Source organism: Natrinema sp. CGMCC1.2065 (genome assembly GCF_051225675.1).
Classification (GTDB): domain Archaea; phylum Halobacteriota; class Halobacteria; order Halobacteriales; family Natrialbaceae; genus Natrinema; species Natrinema thermotolerans.
In genome coordinates, this window is record NZ_JBPJSJ010000028.1 from 1 (window position 1) to 17,576 (window position 17,576).

Below are 17,576 nucleotides of genomic sequence, written 5' to 3' on the forward strand. Positions count from 1 at the left end.
GTCCGCGCCGTGGGAGACGACGCCGGTGAGACCGAGCGCAGCGCGAAGCGCGGCGAGCGATTCGGCGGTGGGATCGGCGTCGACGTCGACGACGCGCGCGGCGGCCCGAAACTCCGTCGGGTTCACGCTCAGGACCACCTCGAGCGAGCCGTCGGCCCGCGAGAGCGCGTCGAACAGCCCCTCGAGCGCGGCCGGGTCGACGGTCTCGATCGGCCCTGGATCGACGACGATCGGAAGCGGATCCGCGGGCGGGGTCGCCGCCAGCCGGTCGAAGACCGCGGTGAGGCCCCGGACCGAGACCCAGTTCGTACAACACAGCGCGTCCGCGCCGACGAGCCGGTCCCAGTCGACGACCGCGAGCAGCTCCGCGAGTCCCCAGTCCTCGGCCGGCCCCGGCTCGGCGAGCTGGAGTTCCTCTCCGCCGACGTCGACGACGCGGATCGTCGCCGGCGGCCCCATCGAGCGCGTCTCGAACGGAAAGTCGGGAAACACCGGATGATCGAGGTGGCCGATAAGCGTCGGCCGATCGCCGAGAGCGTGGACCTGTCGCGCCGCGTTGACCGCCTGTCCGCCCGGCCGAACGGCCGTCGGCTCGAGCGAGAACGTGCGGTCGCCGGCCGCGAGCCGGTCGGCGAACGCGTCGGCCGATTCGAAGCGGTCGCCGCCCGAGCCACCGAGCGTGTACCAGCGATCGACGCTACCGTCGGGAAGCGTGACGATATGTCTGGGGTCGTCGTGTTCGAGGACTGCCGGACGGTCGCGATGGTCGTCGCTCACGGTCGGAACTCGTCGCCCGTGGCCAAAAGACACCGGCCAGCGCGGCGAAGGTCGGTTCGAACGGCGGCCCGTCCGGTCCTCGCGAACCGGCCACAGCGGCACGCGTGACGGCCGTTACCGGATCTCTTTCCACTCATCCGCACAGTCGGGACAGATACGGACCGTCTTGATCTCGTCCGGGTCGTTTTCGGTCTTCAGGGGCTTCTCGCACTCGCCACAGACGAGTCGATCGTAGGTGTCTTTCTCGAGTTCGCCGTCGCGGAGCGCCTTCCGGACTGATTTCATATTCGCCCTGTAAGAAGGTGGGGGAGAAAAAGACCGGTGCTTTTTCGAGTGTCGATGCGCCGACCGCTCCGCGTATCGTGACGGCGGCGTTCGTCGTCTACTCGCGACGTACCTACCTGGCCGGATCCGTGGTCGTTTTACCGATCGGGCCGAAGACCCCACCGATGGAGTACGTCCAGGAGCGGATCGCGACGCTCCACGAGTTCGGCGAGGCGAGTTCGGCCGGCGGGGCCCGCTCGAGCGCGGTCGACGCGGTCGCCGAGACGGCCGTCGTCGTCCCCATGGCCGGCCGCGAACTGGAGAGCCCCGCCGCCGCGCGCGTCCTCGGCGAACTCGAGCGCCTCGAGCCCTCGCCGGCCGCGGTCTTCGTGCCGATCCGTGCCGAGCCCGACCGGGTCGAGCCGTTCCGGGAGTGGCTGGCCTCGTTTGCCCTGCCGATCAGGCTCCTCTGGTGTAACGCACCCGGCATCGAGACGCTGTTTGCCGAGGCGGGGCTCGACGGCGGGTTCGGCAAGGGCCGCGACGTCTGGCTGGCGCTCGGTCCCGCCGCCGCGGCCGGCGACGCGGTCGTCGTCCACGACGCCGACGCCCGCAGCTACGAGGCCGAACACGTCCACCGCCTGCTCGCGCCGCTGCAACTGGGGTTCGACTTCGCGAAGGGGTACTACGCCCGCGTCGAGGACGAGCGGCTCTACGGGCGGCTCTTCCGGCTGTTTTACGCACCGCTCGTGCGGGCGCTGGCCGACGCCCACGACGCCCCGATCCTCGACTACCTCGGGGCGTTTCGCTACGCGCTGGCCGGCGAGTTCGCCGCGACGGCCTCGCTGGCCCGCCGCCTCCGCGCCCCGCGGGCATGGGGGCTCGAGGTCGGGACCCTCAGCGACGCTTTCGACGTCGCCGGGTTCGACCGCTCCGCGCAGGTCGATCTGGGCCGACACGTCCACGACCACCGCGCGGTCGCCGGCGATACCGGCCTCGAGGGGATGAGCCGGGAGGTGGCTGCGACGCTGCTGGGCGTCCTCGAGGACCACGGCGTCGAGCCCGCCTACGGGAGCCTGCCGGAGCGCTATCGGGCCGCGGGCGAGGAACTGATCGCCCAGTACCGGGCCGACGCGGCGTTCAACGGGCTCGACTACGAGCCCGCGGCCGAGCGGGACCAGCTCGCACGCTACGCCGAGTCGATCGCCCCGCCGGGAGCCGACGCGCGGCTGCCGCGCTGGACCGAGGCCCCGTTCGCGCCGGCCGACGTGCTGGCGGCGGCCCGCCCCTGGCGGGACCGCCGCACCGGCTCGCGCTCGCAAGACTAATCCTCTCACCGCTCCTTGCACACCGTATGGACGCGACCGCCGACGAACTGGCCGGCGTGGTCGATCTCTTCGGCGGGCTGACCCGCACGGAACTCGAGCGGGCGCTCGCCGAGGCCGCCTACCGCGCCGACGGGGGGTCGGTCGAGGCGGCGGCCCTCGAGACGGCCGTCGAGGACGCCCTCGAGTCGTTCGCGCTCGTGCGGTACGAGCCCGACGCGGACGAGGGGCTTCCCGACGACGAGGCGCTGTTGGTCGCCGGCCCGACCGCTTTTCCGACGGTTCCGGAGGACGCCGAGGACGTTCCACACATCCTCGAGATCGACCGCCGACGACTCGACCGCGAGGCGCTGGGTGAGGGCGCCAGCGAACGGCTGCATGCAGCCGTCGACTCGGCCGTCGCCGCGGACGATACGGACCGGATGCGGACCCTGATCGACGTCACCTACGACCTCGAGGCGTGGGCTCCGATCGATTGCACCGACGAACGCCGACGACTGGAGGAACGGCTCGAAGAATGACCGCCCGACTGACGCTCGAGCCGGTCGCGAGCTACGAGCCGACGGAGATCACCGATCAGGAGTTCGACGCGGCCGTCCTCGCGCCGATCGTCGACCGCGACGGCGAGGACCACCTCCTCTTTACCCGGCGGGCCGACCACCTCGGCGAACACCCCGGCCAGATGAGTTTCCCCGGCGGCGGGGCCGAACCCGTAGACGGGACGATCCTCGACACCGCGCTCCGGGAGGCCAACGAGGAGATCGGCCTCGAGCGAAGCGAGGCCGAGGTCGTCGGCCAACTCGACGACATCCGAACCGTCACCGAGTACGCAGTTACCCCCTTCGTCGCACACGTCCCCGACCGGGAGTACGTCCGCGATGAGAGCGAGGTCGCCGAGATCGTCGTCCTCCCGCTGTCGGGGCTGCTCGACCGTTCGAACTACGAATACGAGCGCCGTTCTCACCCCTACTACGGCGAGATCGTTATCCACTATTTCCACGTCGACGGCTACACCGTCTGGGGCGCGACCGGCCGGATTCTGGTGCAACTGCTCGAGCTGGCGACGGATTTCGAAGCACCGGAAAAGGTCGATCGGTCCGAGTTCTGAGACGGCGACCGGTGCTTAGAGCCCTTCGAGCGACCGGAGCTTCTGTTCGACGTCCGGCGGCGCGGCGCTGGGCCCGTCGCGCACGCGGTGGTCCGGAATCAACAACGGGGCGGGGTTCTCGTCGAGGGCGGTCCGGACGAGAATCAGGTCGTCGTCGTCCTCGTGGGATAGTCCCGAGGTCATCCGGGCGAGCGTCTCGACGGAGACCTGCTCGCCGTAGGGGACCGACTGGACGCTCTCGAGGACCGCCCGCCGGTCGGTCGGCATCGTCATCGCGACCTGGACGTCCTCGAAGGTGATCTCCTCGACGGTGTCGAGGTACTCGAAGATCCGGTCGAGGACGGGGTGGTCGTCCTCGGCGTCGTCGTCCGGAATCTCCGGGAACGAGACGCTCAGGACGCGTCCGCTCGCGGCACCGAGCTGGACGTATCGATCGAGGTACGGCGATTCCCGCGCGTAGATTCCGGCCTCCGTAACGTCGTCCATACCCGCCCGTAGGCGAGCCGGGCTTGAATAGCCGCCGGTCCCGGACGTTCGGTGCCGGGACCGCGACACCGTGGTCGGTCAGACGCCGGTACGCGTCCAGTCCTCGTCGTCGCCGCTCCGTTCGAACCGAGCCCCCTGACCGCACTCGGGACAGCCGAACTGACGGTACTCGATCTCACTGCCGAGCAGCGGGACCGTGGTTTCGGTCCCCTCGGCACGGAGTTCCATCTCGCGGCCACAGCGCGAGCAGGTCGGCGGATCCAGTGTGGGTTCGTTCTCGACGGACATACGGAACCCAGTCTAGAGTTAGCACGGGTCACACTTTAGCCGTTCGCTGCGACCGCCGGCCCCGTGAGGATGACGCAAGCCTTATGTACATATGAGTACGTCGATGTACAATAATGGACTCCGATACCGAACTCGCCCCGGCAGTCCGATCGATCCTCGAGGCCGCTCGGGGCCGGTCGGGCGGGGAGGGCGTCGTCGACGTCGATGCGCGCTCGCTTCCCGACGCGCTGGCGGCGGCCGAGGCCGACGGGCGGGTCCCAGTGATCGCGGAGGTGAAACCGACGAGTCCGACCGCCGAGGGGACCCGCGCCGACGACCCGGTCGAACTCGCGCAGGCGATGGTCGCGGGCGGCGCGGCGGCGATCTCGGTCCTCACGGAGCCGACCCACTTCGACGGCTCGCCCGAGGCGCTGACCCGGGTCCGCGAGGCCGTCGACGTCCCCGTGTTGCGCAAGGACTTCGTCCTCGAGGAGGACGGGATGGACGTCGTCGAGGCCGACCTGCTCCTGCTGATCGCGCGGTTCGTCGACGACCTCGAGGGGCTGGTCGCTGCGGCCCGCGAGCGGGGGTTCCAGCCGCTCGTGGAAGTCCACGACCGAGCGGAACTCGAGCGGGCCATCGATGCGGGCGCGGAGATCGTCGGCGTGAACAACCGGGATCTGGCGCGGCTCGAGGTGGAACTGGAAACCTTCGAGTCGGTCGCACCCGAGGTACCGGACGACGTGACGCTGATCGCCGAGAGCGGGATCTCGTCGCCGGCCGATGTCCGGCGGATGCGCGAGGCAGGTGCCGACGCCCTGTTGGTCGGCAGCGCGATCATGGACCACGGGACGGGCGACAGCGACGTCACCGAGAACACGCGGCGGCTCACGCGGGCGGAATCGACAGCGGGAGACTCCACATGAGCGACCACGACGACACTATTCAGACATGAGTACAGAACACGACCACGACGACGGCGACGCCGGACGGACGGGTACCTTCGGCGACTACGGCGGGCAGTACGTCCCCGAAGCGTTGATGCCGGCCTTACAGGAACTCGAGGACGCCTACGAGCGGTACGTCCTGGAAAACGAGGACGGCTTCATGGACGAGTTCCGCGAGCGGATGCACGATTTCGGCGGGCGGCCGACGCCGCTCCAGCGCGCGGACCGGCTGAGCGACCGCTACGACCGCGAGGTCTATCTCAAGCGTGAGGACCTGCTCCACGGCGGGGCCCACAAGCTCAACAACGCGCTCGGGCAGGTCCTGCTCGCGAAGTACATGGGCAAAGAGCGGATCATCGCCGAAACCGGCGCGGGCCAACACGGCACCGCGACGGCGATGGCCGCGGCCCATCTGGACATGCCCTGCGAGATCTACATGGGCCGAACCGACGTCAACCGCCAGCGTCCGAACGTCTACCGGATGCGGATGAACGGGGCCGAGGTCAACCCCGTCGAGGCCGGCAGCGCCACTCTGAAGGAGGCGATCAACGAGACGATGCGCGACTGGGCGACGACCGTCGAGCGGACCCACTACGTCATCGGCTCCGTCGTCGGCCCGCATCCGTTCCCGCAGATGGTCCGTGACTTCCAGGCGGTCATCGGGGACGAGATCCGCGAGCAGATCCGGGAGAAAGCGGGGCGACTGCCAGACAGCGTCGTCGCCTGCGCCGGCGGCGGCTCGAACACGATGGGCACCTTCCACGCGTTCGTCCCTGATGACGAGGTCGACTTATACGCCGTCGAGGCCGGTGGCTCGAGCCTCGAGATCGACGAGGAAGAGGGGATGGCCCCCAACTCCGCGACGCTGTCGACGGGCACCGACGGCGTCCTCCACGGCGCGATGACGAAGCTCCTGCAGGCCGGCGACGGCCAGATCGTCGAATCCCACAGCGTCAGCGCGGGGCTTGACTACGCCGGCGTCGGGCCCGAACTCTCACATCTCGTCGAGACCGGGCGCGTGACGCCCGCGAACGTCGACGACGAGGCCGCGCTCAACGGCTTCCACCGACTCTCGCGGCTCGAGGGGATCATCCCCGCGCTCGAGTCGAGTCACGCGCTGGGGTATCTAGAGGAGTCCGCCGACGAACTCGGCGACCTCGTCGTCGTCAACGTCTCGGGACGTGGCGACAAGGACCTCGAGACCGTCCTCGAGGAGACCGAGAAACGGGATCTCGAGGCCGCGCCGGCCGTGGAGGTGTTCGACGGATGAGCGAGTACGACAGCGAAGTCGAGGCCGCCATCCGCGAGAACCACCCCGCGCTGATCACCTACATCACCGCGGGCGACCCCTCGCTGGCCGATACCAAAGACTACGTCGAAGCGCTCGATCGGGGCGGCTCGGACCTGATCGAACTCGGGTTGCCGTTCTCGGAGCCGATCGCAGAGGGCCGGACGATTCAGGACGCCATCAACCGTGCGCTGGCGGCCGGGACGACCCCCGAGGGCTTTTTCGAACTGGTCGACGACCTCGAGACCGAGGCGCCGCTGCTGGTGATGACCTACTACAACATGATCCTCCAGTACGGGGACAGCGAGGCGCCACGCGCCTCGGAAGAAGCGAGCGGGCAACGCCCGCGAGCCAAGCCGGACGTTCGTCCGTTCGTCGAACGGGCCGCCGAGGCCGGCCTCTCGGGGATCATCGTCCCCGACCTGCCCGCCGAGGAGGCCGAGCCGCTGCGACGGGCCTGCGACGACAACGGGCTCGACCTCGTCTTCATCATCGCGCCGACGACCGAGGGCGAGCGCCTGGATCGGATCATGTCCCACGTCTCGGGCTTTGCCTACGTCCAGGCCCGACTCGGGACGACGGGTGCGCGCGAGAACGTCTCGGGCGCGACCCACGAGAGCCTCGAGCGTCTCTCGGAGTACGACGTTCCGAAGGCAGTCGGCTTCGGCGTCAGTAAGGGCGACCACGCCGCGGAGATCGTCGAAGCCGGTGCCGACGGCGTCATCGTCGGCAGCGCGCTGGTCGACATCGTAGCCTCGAGCGACACGCCCGAGGCGGCGGTGGATCGACTCGAGGCGAAGGCCCGCGAACTCAAGCGAGGCGCGCGCAGCGGCGCGGAAACCGTCACGATCGATCCGGAAGATGCACCGGAACCAGAACAGCCATAACCGCTAGCTTGCTACACTCCCGCAATGACTACAGGAATCGACGCACGACTCGATCGAATCGGGACGGACGACTCGTACGTGATCGTCCCAATGGACCACGGCATCACAATGGGTGCCGTCCAGGGACTGAAAGACATCGAATCGACGATCGACGGGGTAACCAGCGGCGGTGCCGACGCCGTCCTCACGCAGAAGGGGATCGCGCCCCGCGTTCACGAGAACAAGAACGGGAAGGGCTACATCGTCCATCTCAACGGCTCGACGACGATCGGGCCGGACGAGCAGGACAAGCGACTGACCGGCACCGTCGAGGAAGCGGTTCGGGTCGGTGCCGACGCCGTCTCCTTCCACATCAACGTCGGCTCGAATCACGAGCCCGATCAGATCAGCCAGCTCTCGGAGGTCACCGAGCGGGCCCGTCAGCTCGGGATGCCGGTCCTGGCGATGGCCTACGCCCGCGGCCCCGGCGTCGACTCGACGGACCCCGAAGCGCTGGGACACGCGGTTCGCCTCGCCGAGGAACTCGGTGCTGATATCGTCAAGACGGGATACAGCGGCGACGCCGAGAGCTTCCAGCACGTCGTCGAATCGACGCGACTGCCGGTCATCATCGCCGGCGGCTCGAAGGGGAGCGACCGCGAGACGATCGAGATGGTCCGCGGCACGATGGACGCCGGCGGCGCTGGCATCTCCATGGGTCGCTCGATTTTCCAGCACGAGGACCCCGAAGCCATCGCCCGGGCCGTCGCGGGCGTCGTCCACGACGATCTCTCGGTCGACGACGCACTGGCCGAAGCGGGGCTGGCGCTCGAGGCCTGATTCTCGACTCCCGTTCGCTCCGTTGGTCGACGCCGTCCGGTTGCCGGCTCAGTGACAGTGCGTGTTCAGATGCACGTCCCGGTCGGCATAGCGCGGACTCAGTTCGACGGTGGCGTGATCGACGCCGTGGCCGGCGAGTTCGTCGTGGGCCCGCCCGACGACGGCCTCCGCCTCGGCCATCGTCTCGACGCCGGTTTCGACGTGGACCGTTGCGACCGTGATCTGACTGCAGATCTGCCACGCGTGGACATCGTCGACGCGGTCGACGCCGTCGATCGCCTCGAGGTGGGCCCGAATCTCACCGAGATCCAGCGGCGTCTCGAGGAAGAAGATCGCGCCGCTGCCTCGCAGGACCCGGACCGCCGACCACGCGACCACGGCCGCGATCAACCCCGCGGTAATGGGGTCGACGACGCGGATCCCGGTGACTTCGATCACGAGGACGGAGACGATGACGGCGATCGAGCCACCGGCGTCGCCGAGTAAGTGATAGAACGCCCCCCTTTCGTTGAGGCTCATCGCGTCGTCGTGGAGGATGAAGACCGAGCCGACGTTGACCAACAGGCCGCCGACGGCGATGGCGATCGTCGGGCCGGTCCCGATGGCAACCGGTTCGAGGAAGCGCTGATACGATTCCCAGAGGATGAATCCGACCATCGGGAGGAGGAGCAGGCCGTTCAGGAAGGCCGCGAACGGCTCGAGGCGGTGGAGGCCGTAGGACCAGCGCTCGTCGTCGCCGTACCCCTCGGCGACGCGGGCGGCGGCGAAGGCCATCACGTACGCCAGCGCGTCGAACAGCATGTGGACGGCGTCGCTGATGAGCGCGACGGAGCCGAAGGCCAGCCCGCCAGCGAGTTCGACGAGGAAGCCGACGACGTTGATCACCGAGACGGCGGCGAGTTTTCGGCTGCTCGTGGTGTCGTCACCGTGGCCGTGATCGTGGTCGTGACCCGCGTGTGAACTCGAGTCACGAGAGCGGGTCGACTCGTTGTGACCCATCGTGGATTGATCTCGCGGGCGGAGACTTATTAAATCGGCTGCTACAAAACGGCGTTTCTACAGCAATCATTAGCAAAGATCTCCGAGGGATTTAATAATCGGCCGTGACCGGTCGCTCTCCGGCGAGCCCGGTCTCAGCTACCGTGCCAAGAGTTACCCCGGCAACCGTCGTAGCCCGAGTCCGTGTCGGAACCGACGCTCACGACGCGGCCCGTCGCACGGACCGCGACGGGCCACTGTACGGAACTACTGTACGACGACGGCGCGAACGACGACGTGCTGGTCTGTGCGGCCCACGGCGGCGGGGTCGAACCCGGGACAGGAGAGCAGGCCCTCGAACTCGCGACCCGGTTGTCCGACGCGAGCTGTTGGGCGTGTCTCGGCTACGACGAGGACGACGCGTTCGAGGCGTGGCATCCGCCTTCGTCGGCCATCGACCCGGCCGACTACCCGCTGTTGTCGGCGATCGCCGACCGCGGCTTCGAGACCGTCATCAGCCTCCACGGGCTCGCCGACGATCGGGTCGTCGTCGGCGGCGGGGTCGATGCCGCGATCAAGCGACGCGTGTGCCACCGCCTCGAGCGCGTTGTCTCCACCCCAGTCGAGGCGGTGTCGGACGGTCCCTACGCCGGCGTCAGTCCGAACAACTTCGTCAACTGGCTCGCCGACGGGGACCGGGGCGGGCTCCAGCTCGAGCAGGGGCCCGTGGTCCGCGACGGCGAGCGCGAGGCGGTCATCGACGCGCTCGAGTCCCTCGTCGAAAACGGCGGCTGCCGTCCGGTCTGAGTCGGGCGTGTCGCGTCAGCCGTCGAGTCCGAGCGGGTCCGCGGCGACGAGGTCGTCGACGACCGCACCGGCGGCGCGGGCGGCGTTGTCGATCGCCAGCTCGCGGCTCGCATCGGTGCCGTCGAAGCTCTCGGCGGCCGACTGACCGGGGGCCGGCCGGTCGTAGTTGGCCACCGCCCGCACGCTCAGGTAGCGCTCGAGCCGGTCGAACCGCTCGAGGGCCGTCGCCGTCGCCGCATCCTCCATCTGGGTCGCGAGGAACGGAGCGACGCCGTACGCCTCACAGAGCCACGCGACCTCGCGGGCGCGCTCGCGACCGTGCCAGAACTCGTCGCCGCAGACGCTGGTCCCCGTCTCGACGGTCGGGCCCGCCGCCGGCGCGTCGGGATACTGCGGCTGGGACGCCCGGACGGCGTCGGCCGATCGCAGGTCGACGCTCGCGGCGACCGACTGCGCGCGCTCGACGAGTCGCGGCTCGAGGCGGTGGACGTAGTCGCGGGGCCGATACGCGAGGAGATCGAGCCGGTCCGCCGGGTCATCGGCCGCGGGGCTCGCATCGGCGTCCCCGCGGTCCCAGCGGTGTTTGCGGTCCCAGTCGACGATCGCGTCGGCGACGACGACCGAGCCGAGCGCGGTCCGAGCGGGCGGGCCGCCGGCGATCCCCGTCGAGACGACGTAGGCCGACGAGAGGTCGACGCCGGGGGCCGCAAGCAGGGCGGTGACGGTCGTCGCGGCGTCGCTCTTGCCGATCCCGGTCGTCGTGACGGCGACGCCGTCCTCGGCCACGTACAGCGGCGTGTCCGTCCCGGGGACCGCCACGGCGTCGGTGATCTCGGCGCGCTCGAGCCACGGACGACGTTCGGTAAGCGGCGGGTCGGCGACGGCCGGCAGCACGAGCGCGGACGGTCGGACGGGTGTGTCGGGGTCGGGGGTACGGGGCGTCGGGAGATCGCGGTCGCTCATCTGGTTCGACTCGGTTCCGGCGGCGCAAGTATCCCGCCGTTCCGGAAGGATTTCCGCCTCGCCGGTCGTCCGTCGGCCCGTGACCGACGACGCGGACCTCACCCTCGCGGACGAGATTCTCGCCCGCGCGCGGATCCACGCCCGCGAGGTCGTCGCCGAACACGACCTGCCGGTGGCGCTCGAGGCCCTCGAGTGGGCGGTCTCGACGCGGGCCAAACGGCGGGCGGGCGCGTGTCGATGGGACGCCGAGACGGAGACGGCGACGATCGTACTGGCACGGCGGGCCTACGAGGCCTACGAGTGGCCCGCCTTCGCGGGGATCGTCAGGCACGAACTCGTCCACGCCTGGGAGTTCCAGCAGTTCGGCGAGTCGGGTCACGGGTCGCGGTTTCGCGAGCGGGCCGCCGCGCTCGAGGCGCCACGGCACTGCGAGGAGTTCGCCGACCCGCGCTACGTCCTGCGGTGTCTCGAGCCGGAGTGTGACTGGCACGCGAAGCGCCATCGGGCATCGAAGCCGGTCAAATCGCCCGGCGGCTACCAGTGTGGGGCCTGCGGTGGGTCCTACGAGGTCGAACACGTCGCCAGCGGTCGGACGTGGACGACCGCCGGCGGCTACGGCGGTGCGAAAGCGGCGCTGAGCGAGGAGTGGTAGGAGGGCCGCTCGAGCGGGGAACCGAACCGGTGCGAGCGCGGAAGGCTTATTCGACTCACACTACCTGTTTCGAGTATGGGAATACTCGATCTCATGCTGGGCAGTCCGGGCGAGGGCGAACAGGGCGTCGCGGCCAAGTCGTACACGCTGCCGAAAGAGACCCACGAGTTCGTCTACCCCGTCGCGGTCCGGCGCGCAGAGGTCGAGGCCTTCGCGGAGCTACTTGCGGCCGAGGCCGACGCCCCGGCGCTCGAGGGCGGCACCGAGGACGTCCAGGCGGTTCTCGACGGGATGATCGAAGAGGGCGCGGTCGACGCCGAAGAACTGACCGAACGGATGCAGGGGCCCCGCGGCGAGGTCGAGCCCGTGATCGATGACTGGCAGGCGCGACTCGAGGGAGACATCGGCGTGGTCTACGCCCGGCCGGGCACCTACGAGAACTTGCTGGCGTTCGTGAAGTTCTGTAAGCGACGCGACGACGACGCGAGCGACGAGTTCACCGTTCCGGAGAACTTCGCCGACGCGGCCGCCCTGCTCAAGCGCCTCGAGACGGGGACCGACACCCAGTACCGGGCCGTGATCCATACTGACCTCCTGCCCGACGAGTAGCGGTCAGACGATCGTGTCGAAGGCCTCGAGCGAGGCGAGTTCGTAGGTCGGCTCGTGATCGCGCGGACCGTCGGCGTCGGTCGCCAGCCACGCCGAGTCCAGCCCCATCGCGTTGGCGCCGGCGATATCGGCATGGAGGGAGTCGCCGACGTGGATCGCCGCGTCCGGTCCGACGTCGAGTTCGGCCAACGCGCGTTCGAAGGGGGCCGCGTGCGGTTTCGGGTGGATCCCAGCACTTGGCTCCGTGAAGACACGGACGTCGAACGCGTCCGCAATGTCCAGCGCCCGCAGTTTCCGCGTCTGTGTCTCCCGACCGCCGTTCGTGATGAGTCCGACCCGACCCCGTTCGCGGGCGGACTCGAGGGCCGCCTTCGCGCCCGGGCGGAACTCGACGGCGGTCGGATCCCGCGCCGCGAGGTACTCGGCGGCGAGTCGCGGGGCGACGGTAGTGTCGACGCCCGCTCGCGTCGCCACTTCGGTAAAGAGGTTGTCGTAGAACTCACGGTCGGTCTCGGCGGTCGGCAGGTCCGGGACCGCAGCGCGCAGGTCCGCCGGCGTACAGAACGGCTCGCGGCCGGCACGGTGGAAAGTCGACTCGAGCAGGGCCTCGGCGTCCTGCGTCGAGGTACAGAGGGTGTGATCGAGATCGAAACAGATCGCGTCGTAGGCGGCCATTCGAGTGCATGTAGGGGCTGGGGCGTTCTGAACGTTTCGCCGACTATCGTCTCGTGTGTGAACCGGTTCAGCGGCGACTGTAGATCGCGTCTCTGCGAACCGTCTCGGTACCGCGAATACGTTCTGAAAGCCCCGACCGCGCTCGCGGGCTGCGACTCGCTGCGCGCTTCGCTCACTCCGTTCGCTCCAGTGCTTCCGTCGTCTCGCCTCGCGACCCCGGTCGCCCCTTTCAGTCCCACCCGAACGGTGGGAAGGTCGGGAGCCGAAACGCAGCGATCGTCGAGGGTTCGACTCGAGCCTACCGTCGATCCGTAGCAGTTATTTTTACTGACGAGTCCCACACCGTATGGATGTCGTCAAGCGAGTCCACGTCGTCCCGCTGGGCTACGAGTTCGACCGGATCCTCGAGCCGATCCGGGACCAGCGGGCGGATCTGGTCTACCTGCTCGAGGACGAGGGGGGCGACGGGCGGCGACCGAGCGGGACGGACCGCGGCGTCGAGGAGCGAAACGCGACGGCGACGGCCGACTATCACGAGGAACTCCGCGCGGAACTCGAGGCGATCGTCCCCGAGGTCCGGACCCGAGAGTGTGACCTGACGGACGTCTACGCCGTCCTCGGGGACGTGACGACGATCGCGGATGTCCACGCCGAGGACCAGGTGTACGTCAACGTCTCCGGCGCGGGGACGATCCCGGCGATCGGCGCGACCATCGCGTGTATGGACGTCTCGACGGACGCTCACGCCTACTACGTCGAGCCCGCCGAGTACGCCCACGACGGAACGACCGAGCCGGTCTCGTTCGGCCTCGACGAAATCGAGGAGATCCCGACCTACCCCATCGAGTCGCCGACCCGCGACCAGGTCGCGATCATGGAGTTCCTCGCCGAACCGAGCGCGTGGGAGGGCTTTCACGACGACCGGACCGCTCCACCGAAGAAGAAAGACCTCATCGAGTACGCACGGGATCGGGAACTCGCGTTCATGGCCGATCGACGCTCGCCCGACGAGCGGGCCGGCGAGGACAAGGGGGCCTTCCGCGTCCTCGACAGTCACGTCCTCGAGCCCCTCTCGGAGGACGGCTACGTCACGATCGAGTCGGTCGGCCGCCGCCGTGTCGTCGAACTAACCGAGCGCGGCGAGAACGCCTACCGGGCGTTCCGGCACAAGCTCATGGACGAGGGCGGCGATCGACGGTAGTCGGGAGGGGGCGTCAGCGGGAAGACAGCGGAGCGGTTCAGTTCTCGTCGGTTTCGCCGTCGTCCTCGTGGACGAGCGCGTACAGCCGCGGCCCCAGCCGAGCGAACGCGAGGTCGGCCTCGAGGCGCTCGACGTGGGCCCGCAGCGCCGCCGGTTCGAGTCCCGGGTGTTCGTAGTCGGTGCTGGGATCGAGATGCGCGTTCGCGCGAGCGAGGAGGGCGGGCGCGGCGTGGGCGAGGCGCGAACCCGGAAGCTCGGGGCCAGCGTTGCGGTCGCGTTCGACGGCGGTCTGGACCTCTCGGGCCACGAGAAGCGCGCGACGCAGCGAGCGGATCTCGTCGGCGTCGGCGGGCGTCCCGAGATGCGATGCCAGCAACTCGTCGGCGGCGACGACCCGCTCTGGGTCGACGTCGAACGCGGCGGCAATTTCGTCGCGAGCGGGTTCGCCGGCGTCGGTCCGGCGGGCGGCGAGTCGAACCGCGCCGAGGACGGCGGCGGTCCGATCGTACGCCAGCGTCGCCAGCTCGCCGGCGTGGTCGAACGCCGCGCGGGCGACCGCGATAGCAGAGTCCACCTCGAGTCGGCGGACGGCGCAGTCGATCGACGGTGCGGCTTCGGCCTCGAGGTGTCGCTGACCCATACTCGAACGCTCTCCCGGACATGTATTATCAGCTATCCTGAAAGTATCGTTACTATCGTTACTATCGCAGGTGTCGAGGTAATTGGTACGAAACAGAATATCATCACGGCGAATCGATCGCGAGCGGTCGAGTCGGCGGGGAATCACCGACCGAACCGACGCCCCCTGCCCGATCCGCCACGTTCAAGCCGGTTCCCTTCGAGAGTCGATTCATGACGCGAGCTGTCTGGGTGAAAGCCGACGATGCCGTCGGCGACTGGGACGACCGCCGGGCGCGGATCACCGCCGCGCTCGAGGCGGGTGCAGACTGGGTACTGGTCGACGAGGACGACGTGGAGCGCGTCCGCGAACTCGGCGAGATCAACGTCGCGGCGTTTCGGACCGACGGGGACGTGACGCTGGTCGACGACATCGATGACGCCGAAGCCGACGACGGCGATACGGACGAGTCGGCCGCATCGCAGGCGGACGCGATCGTCGTCGGCAAGAACGGCGAGGGCGACGCGACGATCGACCTGCCGGAGGACTTCGCGGGCTCGGCCGACCTCTCGACGCTGCGCCGGGACGGCGACTTCCAGCGGGGTGCATACGTCCGCATCCTCGGCAAGGAGTACGAACGGTTCGCCGAGACCGCCGCCGAGGAGGCCGACCACACCATCGTCGTCGGCGAGGACTGGACGATCATCCCCCTCGAGAACCTGATCGCCCGGATCGGCGAGGAGACGAACCTGATCGCGGGCGTCACCAGCGCCGAGGAGGCCAAGACGGCCTTCGAGACGCTCGAGATCGGCTCCGACGCCGTCCTGCTGGATTCGGACGATCCCGACGAGATCCGCGAGACCGTCGAGGTCCGCGACGAGGCCGCCCGTGAGAGCCTCGATCTGACCACCGCCGAAGTCCTCGAGGTCGAACGGGCCGGCAGCGCGGACCGGGTCTGTATCGATACCGGCAGCCTGCTCGAACACGACGAGGGGATGCTCGTCGGCTCGATGAGCCGCGGGCTGGTCTTCGTCCACGCCGAGACGGCCGAATCGCCCTACGTCGCCTCGCGGCCGTTCCGGGTCAACGCCGGCGCGGTCCACGCCTACGTTCGCACGCCCGACGGCGGGACGAAGTACCTCTCGGAACTGCAAAGCGGCGACGAGGTCCAGGTCGTCGACACCGACGGCAACACCCGCGAGGCCATCGTCGGCCGGGTCAAGATCGAACAGCGACCGATGTTCCGGATCGCCCTCGAGACCGCTGAGGGCGACCGCGTCGAGACCCTGCTCCAGAACGCCGAGACGATCAAGGTCGCCGCCGACGAGGGCCGCAAGGCAGTAACCGACCTCGAGGCCGGCGACGAGATCCTGCTGTACTACGAGGACACGGCCCGACACTTCGGCGAGGCCGTCGAGGAGAGTATCATCGAAAAATAGCGGGTTTCCTCGACCCGTCGGTTCGCCCTCATAGTTAATTGGTAACATAGGACACGAAGATGTCACGGCGGATCGAACGCCGCCGATCGACCCACGGAAACCCGGACTATCATCGGACCTGATATCGACTCGGCCGCTAACGGGTCGTTTTTCGATCGCGTCACGGAAACGGTATACACTATCTATGGTAGCTGGCCCCACACCAATAACACGCTATGAGCGTCACTCGAGAGAAAGTCAGCGCGGTCGAACCGCCGGCGTTCGCGGTGACGCTGCGAAACGCCGGACTGGCGGGGGCCGGCGGTGCCGGGTTCCCGACCTACGCCAAGTGGGACCGGCTCGAGGAGGTCGATTCGCTGCTGGTCAACCACCAGGAGAGCGAGCCCAACTACTACATGGACAAGTGGCTGGGTCGCGAGCGGGCCGACGAACTGGCGGCGCTGTTCGACGGCCTGCTCGATCGAGCGTTCGATCGGATCGTCGTCGCCGCCAAGCGGACCGACCGCGAGGCGTGGCTGGGCGACCTCGAGGCGGCGACCGAGGCGACGGTCTACGAGCCCGGCGACCTGCCGATCGACGGGACCGAAACGGGCGTCGTGATCGCCTACACCGCCGACAAATACGAGTTCGGCATGGAGACCGTCCTCATGCGGATCGTTGCGGGCGTCGTCATGGCGGGCGACGAACTGCCCATGGACCACGGCTGGATCGTCCAGAACACCGAAACGCTCGCGAACGTCGCTCGAGCGCTGGTCGACGGCGAGCCGATGACCGAGAAGTTCGTCCACGTCGACGGCCGCGTCCCCACTCACCGGTTCCTCCGGGTCCCGGTCGGGACGCCCGCGACCGTCCTCCTCGAGGCCGCGGGGCGAGCCGACGAGTTGGGGGCAAACGAGGTCGTCCTCGACGGTGGGCCGGGTTGGTGCTTCGAAATCGAGCGCCCGCCGGACGAGTTCGGCGTCCGAAAGCGGACGAACTGTCTGCTCGTCATGGCGGACTCGGTCGTCGAGGAGAACCGCCTCGGGAGCGGCGGCCGGATCAACGTCCTCGCGTCGGCGGCCTGGTCGGAATCGAGCCACGAGACGGCCCCGACGGCCCGGCTCGAGCCGGAACGCGTCGTCGTACCGTTGCTGACGAACCCCGCCTTCGAGGGTGTGGTGACGCCCAGCGAGCCGATCGTTCGGGCCGGCGACGAGGTCGAACCGGGCGAGCTGATCGCCCGTCCGGGCGAAGGGATCAGCACCGCCCAGCACGCCCCGATCGACGGCACGGTCACCGGCGTCGCGGATCGGTCCGTGACGATCGAGCGCGACGAGGCGTCGGCGGCCGGAACGGCCGGCGCGGAGCCGGCCGATCCACACCGGATCTACTGGTCCTGGTGTCGCGAGTGCGGCCGGTACCTTCCGGAGCCACAGCTCGAGGCGGTCAGTCCAACCGAGTTCGTCTGTAGCCAGTGTCGTTGACG

The 17,576-nt window shown here is 68.9% G+C and carries 21 protein-coding genes; 13 read left to right on the forward strand and 8 right to left on the reverse strand.

What is annotated here, in order from left to right:
• Together ACSBP4_RS18620 and ACSBP4_RS18625 are read right to left on the reverse strand one after the other, a co-directional pair.
• Positions 1–777 (reverse strand): carbohydrate kinase family protein (locus ACSBP4_RS18620; RefSeq protein ID WP_435553103.1); only part of this gene is annotated, 777 nt, incomplete at its 3' end.
• A 114-nt stretch (positions 778–891) separates the two neighbouring features.
• The gene (locus tag ACSBP4_RS18625) at positions 892–1,062 is read right to left on the reverse strand and encodes an HVO_0758 family zinc finger protein (protein WP_006182537.1); all 171 of its coding nucleotides are present in this window, start codon (positions 1,060–1,062) and stop codon (positions 892–894) included.
• A 164-nt stretch (positions 1,063–1,226) separates the two neighbouring features.
• On the opposite strand from ACSBP4_RS18625, the gene ACSBP4_RS18630 reads away from it, so the two are divergent.
• From ACSBP4_RS18630 to ACSBP4_RS18640, 3 genes are read left to right on the forward strand one after another with little or no spacing between them, the layout of a single operon-like run.
• Positions 1,227–2,369 (forward strand): glycosyl transferase family 2, encoded by a 1,143-nt coding sequence (locus tag ACSBP4_RS18630; RefSeq protein WP_435553104.1) that lies wholly within the window; start codon positions 1,227–1,229, stop codon positions 2,367–2,369.
• Between the two features lie 26 nt (positions 2,370–2,395).
• Positions 2,396–2,887 carry a DUF7109 family protein gene (locus ACSBP4_RS18635; protein WP_435553105.1) on the forward strand — a complete coding sequence of 164 codons (492 nt, stop codon included), beginning with the start codon at positions 2,396–2,398 and terminating at the stop codon, positions 2,885–2,887.
• On the forward strand, positions 2,884–3,474 hold the full coding sequence (locus tag ACSBP4_RS18640; protein ID WP_006650082.1) for an NUDIX hydrolase: 591 nt from the start codon (positions 2,884–2,886) through the stop codon (positions 3,472–3,474). Before ACSBP4_RS18635 ends, ACSBP4_RS18640 begins: the two co-directional genes overlap by 4 nt.
• Positions 3,475–3,489: 15 nt before the next feature.
• On the opposite strand, the gene ACSBP4_RS18645 is transcribed toward ACSBP4_RS18640, so the two are convergent.
• Positions 3,490–3,960 (reverse strand): MGMT family protein, encoded by a 471-nt coding sequence (locus ACSBP4_RS18645; RefSeq protein ID WP_006650081.1) that lies wholly within the window; start codon positions 3,958–3,960, stop codon positions 3,490–3,492.
• A 78-nt stretch (positions 3,961–4,038) separates the two neighbouring features.
• The gene (locus tag ACSBP4_RS18650; protein WP_006650080.1) at positions 4,039–4,248 is read right to left on the reverse strand and encodes a hypothetical protein; all 210 of its coding nucleotides are present in this window, start codon (positions 4,246–4,248) and stop codon (positions 4,039–4,041) included.
• Between the two features lie 113 nt (positions 4,249–4,361).
• Here ACSBP4_RS18650 and trpC point away from each other — a divergent pair, with 113 nt between their 5' ends.
• Genes trpC through ACSBP4_RS18670 form a run of 4 tightly spaced genes read left to right on the forward strand, consistent with a single transcriptional unit; the run spans position 4,362 to position 8,168 of the window.
• On the forward strand, positions 4,362–5,153 hold the full coding sequence (trpC, locus tag ACSBP4_RS18655) for an indole-3-glycerol phosphate synthase (protein WP_435553106.1): 792 nt from the start codon (positions 4,362–4,364) through the stop codon (positions 5,151–5,153).
• 25 nt (positions 5,154–5,178) lie between these two features.
• Positions 5,179–6,444, forward strand: coding sequence for a tryptophan synthase subunit beta (gene trpB, locus ACSBP4_RS18660; protein ID WP_435553107.1), 1,266 nt, complete (start codon positions 5,179–5,181; stop codon positions 6,442–6,444).
• Positions 6,441–7,349 carry a tryptophan synthase subunit alpha gene (gene trpA / locus ACSBP4_RS18665; protein ID WP_006650077.1) on the forward strand — a complete coding sequence of 303 codons (909 nt, stop codon included), beginning with the start codon at positions 6,441–6,443 and terminating at the stop codon, positions 7,347–7,349. The genes trpB and trpA overlap by 4 nt, the downstream gene beginning before the upstream one ends.
• Positions 7,350–7,373: 24 nt before the next feature.
• The gene (locus tag ACSBP4_RS18670) at positions 7,374–8,168 is read left to right on the forward strand and encodes a 2-amino-3,7-dideoxy-D-threo-hept-6-ulosonate synthase (RefSeq protein WP_435553108.1); all 795 of its coding nucleotides are present in this window, start codon (positions 7,374–7,376) and stop codon (positions 8,166–8,168) included.
• Positions 8,169–8,216: 48 nt separating this feature from the next.
• On the opposite strand, the gene ACSBP4_RS18675 is transcribed toward ACSBP4_RS18670, so the two are convergent.
• Positions 8,217–9,167, reverse strand: a complete 951-nt coding sequence (locus tag ACSBP4_RS18675; protein ID WP_435553109.1) for a cation diffusion facilitator family transporter — start codon at positions 9,165–9,167, stop codon at positions 8,217–8,219.
• Between the two features lie 183 nt (positions 9,168–9,350).
• On the opposite strand from ACSBP4_RS18675, the gene ACSBP4_RS18680 reads away from it, so the two are divergent.
• Entirely contained in the window at positions 9,351–9,953 is a 603-nt protein-coding gene (locus ACSBP4_RS18680; protein ID WP_006650074.1) for a poly-gamma-glutamate hydrolase family protein, read from the forward strand.
• Between the two features lie 15 nt (positions 9,954–9,968).
• Here the strand turns inward: ACSBP4_RS18680 and ACSBP4_RS18685 are convergent, their stop codons facing one another.
• Positions 9,969–10,916 (reverse strand): phosphorylase, encoded by a 948-nt coding sequence (locus tag ACSBP4_RS18685; protein WP_435553110.1) that lies wholly within the window; start codon positions 10,914–10,916, stop codon positions 9,969–9,971.
• A gap of 79 nt (positions 10,917–10,995) precedes the next feature.
• On the opposite strand from ACSBP4_RS18685, the gene ACSBP4_RS18690 reads away from it, so the two are divergent.
• Both ACSBP4_RS18690 and ACSBP4_RS18695 read left to right on the forward strand, forming a co-directional pair.
• A complete protein-coding gene (locus tag ACSBP4_RS18690; RefSeq protein WP_435553111.1) occupies positions 10,996–11,568 on the forward strand; it encodes a SprT family zinc-dependent metalloprotease in 573 nt (190 codons plus the stop codon).
• 75 nt (positions 11,569–11,643) lie between these two features.
• Positions 11,644–12,177 (forward strand): hypothetical protein, encoded by a 534-nt coding sequence (locus tag ACSBP4_RS18695; protein ID WP_435553112.1) that lies wholly within the window; start codon positions 11,644–11,646, stop codon positions 12,175–12,177.
• Positions 12,178–12,180: 3 nt separating this feature from the next.
• Here ACSBP4_RS18695 and ACSBP4_RS18700 read toward each other — a convergent pair whose 3' ends face one another.
• Positions 12,181–12,852, reverse strand: coding sequence for an HAD family hydrolase (locus tag ACSBP4_RS18700; RefSeq protein ID WP_435553113.1), 672 nt, complete (start codon positions 12,850–12,852; stop codon positions 12,181–12,183).
• Between the two features lie 346 nt (positions 12,853–13,198).
• On the opposite strand from ACSBP4_RS18700, the gene ACSBP4_RS18705 reads away from it, so the two are divergent.
• On the forward strand, positions 13,199–14,053 hold the full coding sequence (locus ACSBP4_RS18705; protein WP_049965019.1) for an HFX_2341 family transcriptional regulator domain-containing protein: 855 nt from the start codon (positions 13,199–13,201) through the stop codon (positions 14,051–14,053).
• A 37-nt stretch (positions 14,054–14,090) separates the two neighbouring features.
• Here the strand turns inward: ACSBP4_RS18705 and ACSBP4_RS18710 are convergent, their stop codons facing one another.
• Positions 14,091–14,693 carry a hypothetical protein gene (locus ACSBP4_RS18710; protein ID WP_435553114.1) on the reverse strand — a complete coding sequence of 201 codons (603 nt, stop codon included), beginning with the start codon at positions 14,691–14,693 and terminating at the stop codon, positions 14,091–14,093.
• Positions 14,694–14,905: 212 nt separating this feature from the next.
• On the opposite strand from ACSBP4_RS18710, the gene ACSBP4_RS18715 reads away from it, so the two are divergent.
• The gene (locus ACSBP4_RS18715; protein WP_006650067.1) at positions 14,906–16,111 is read left to right on the forward strand and encodes a 3-dehydroquinate synthase II; all 1,206 of its coding nucleotides are present in this window, start codon (positions 14,906–14,908) and stop codon (positions 16,109–16,111) included.
• A 215-nt stretch (positions 16,112–16,326) separates the two neighbouring features.
• Positions 16,327–17,574 carry an NADH dehydrogenase subunit gene (locus ACSBP4_RS18720; protein ID WP_435553115.1) on the forward strand — a complete coding sequence of 416 codons (1,248 nt, stop codon included), beginning with the start codon at positions 16,327–16,329 and terminating at the stop codon, positions 17,572–17,574.
• Positions 17,575–17,576 lie beyond the last annotated feature (2 nt).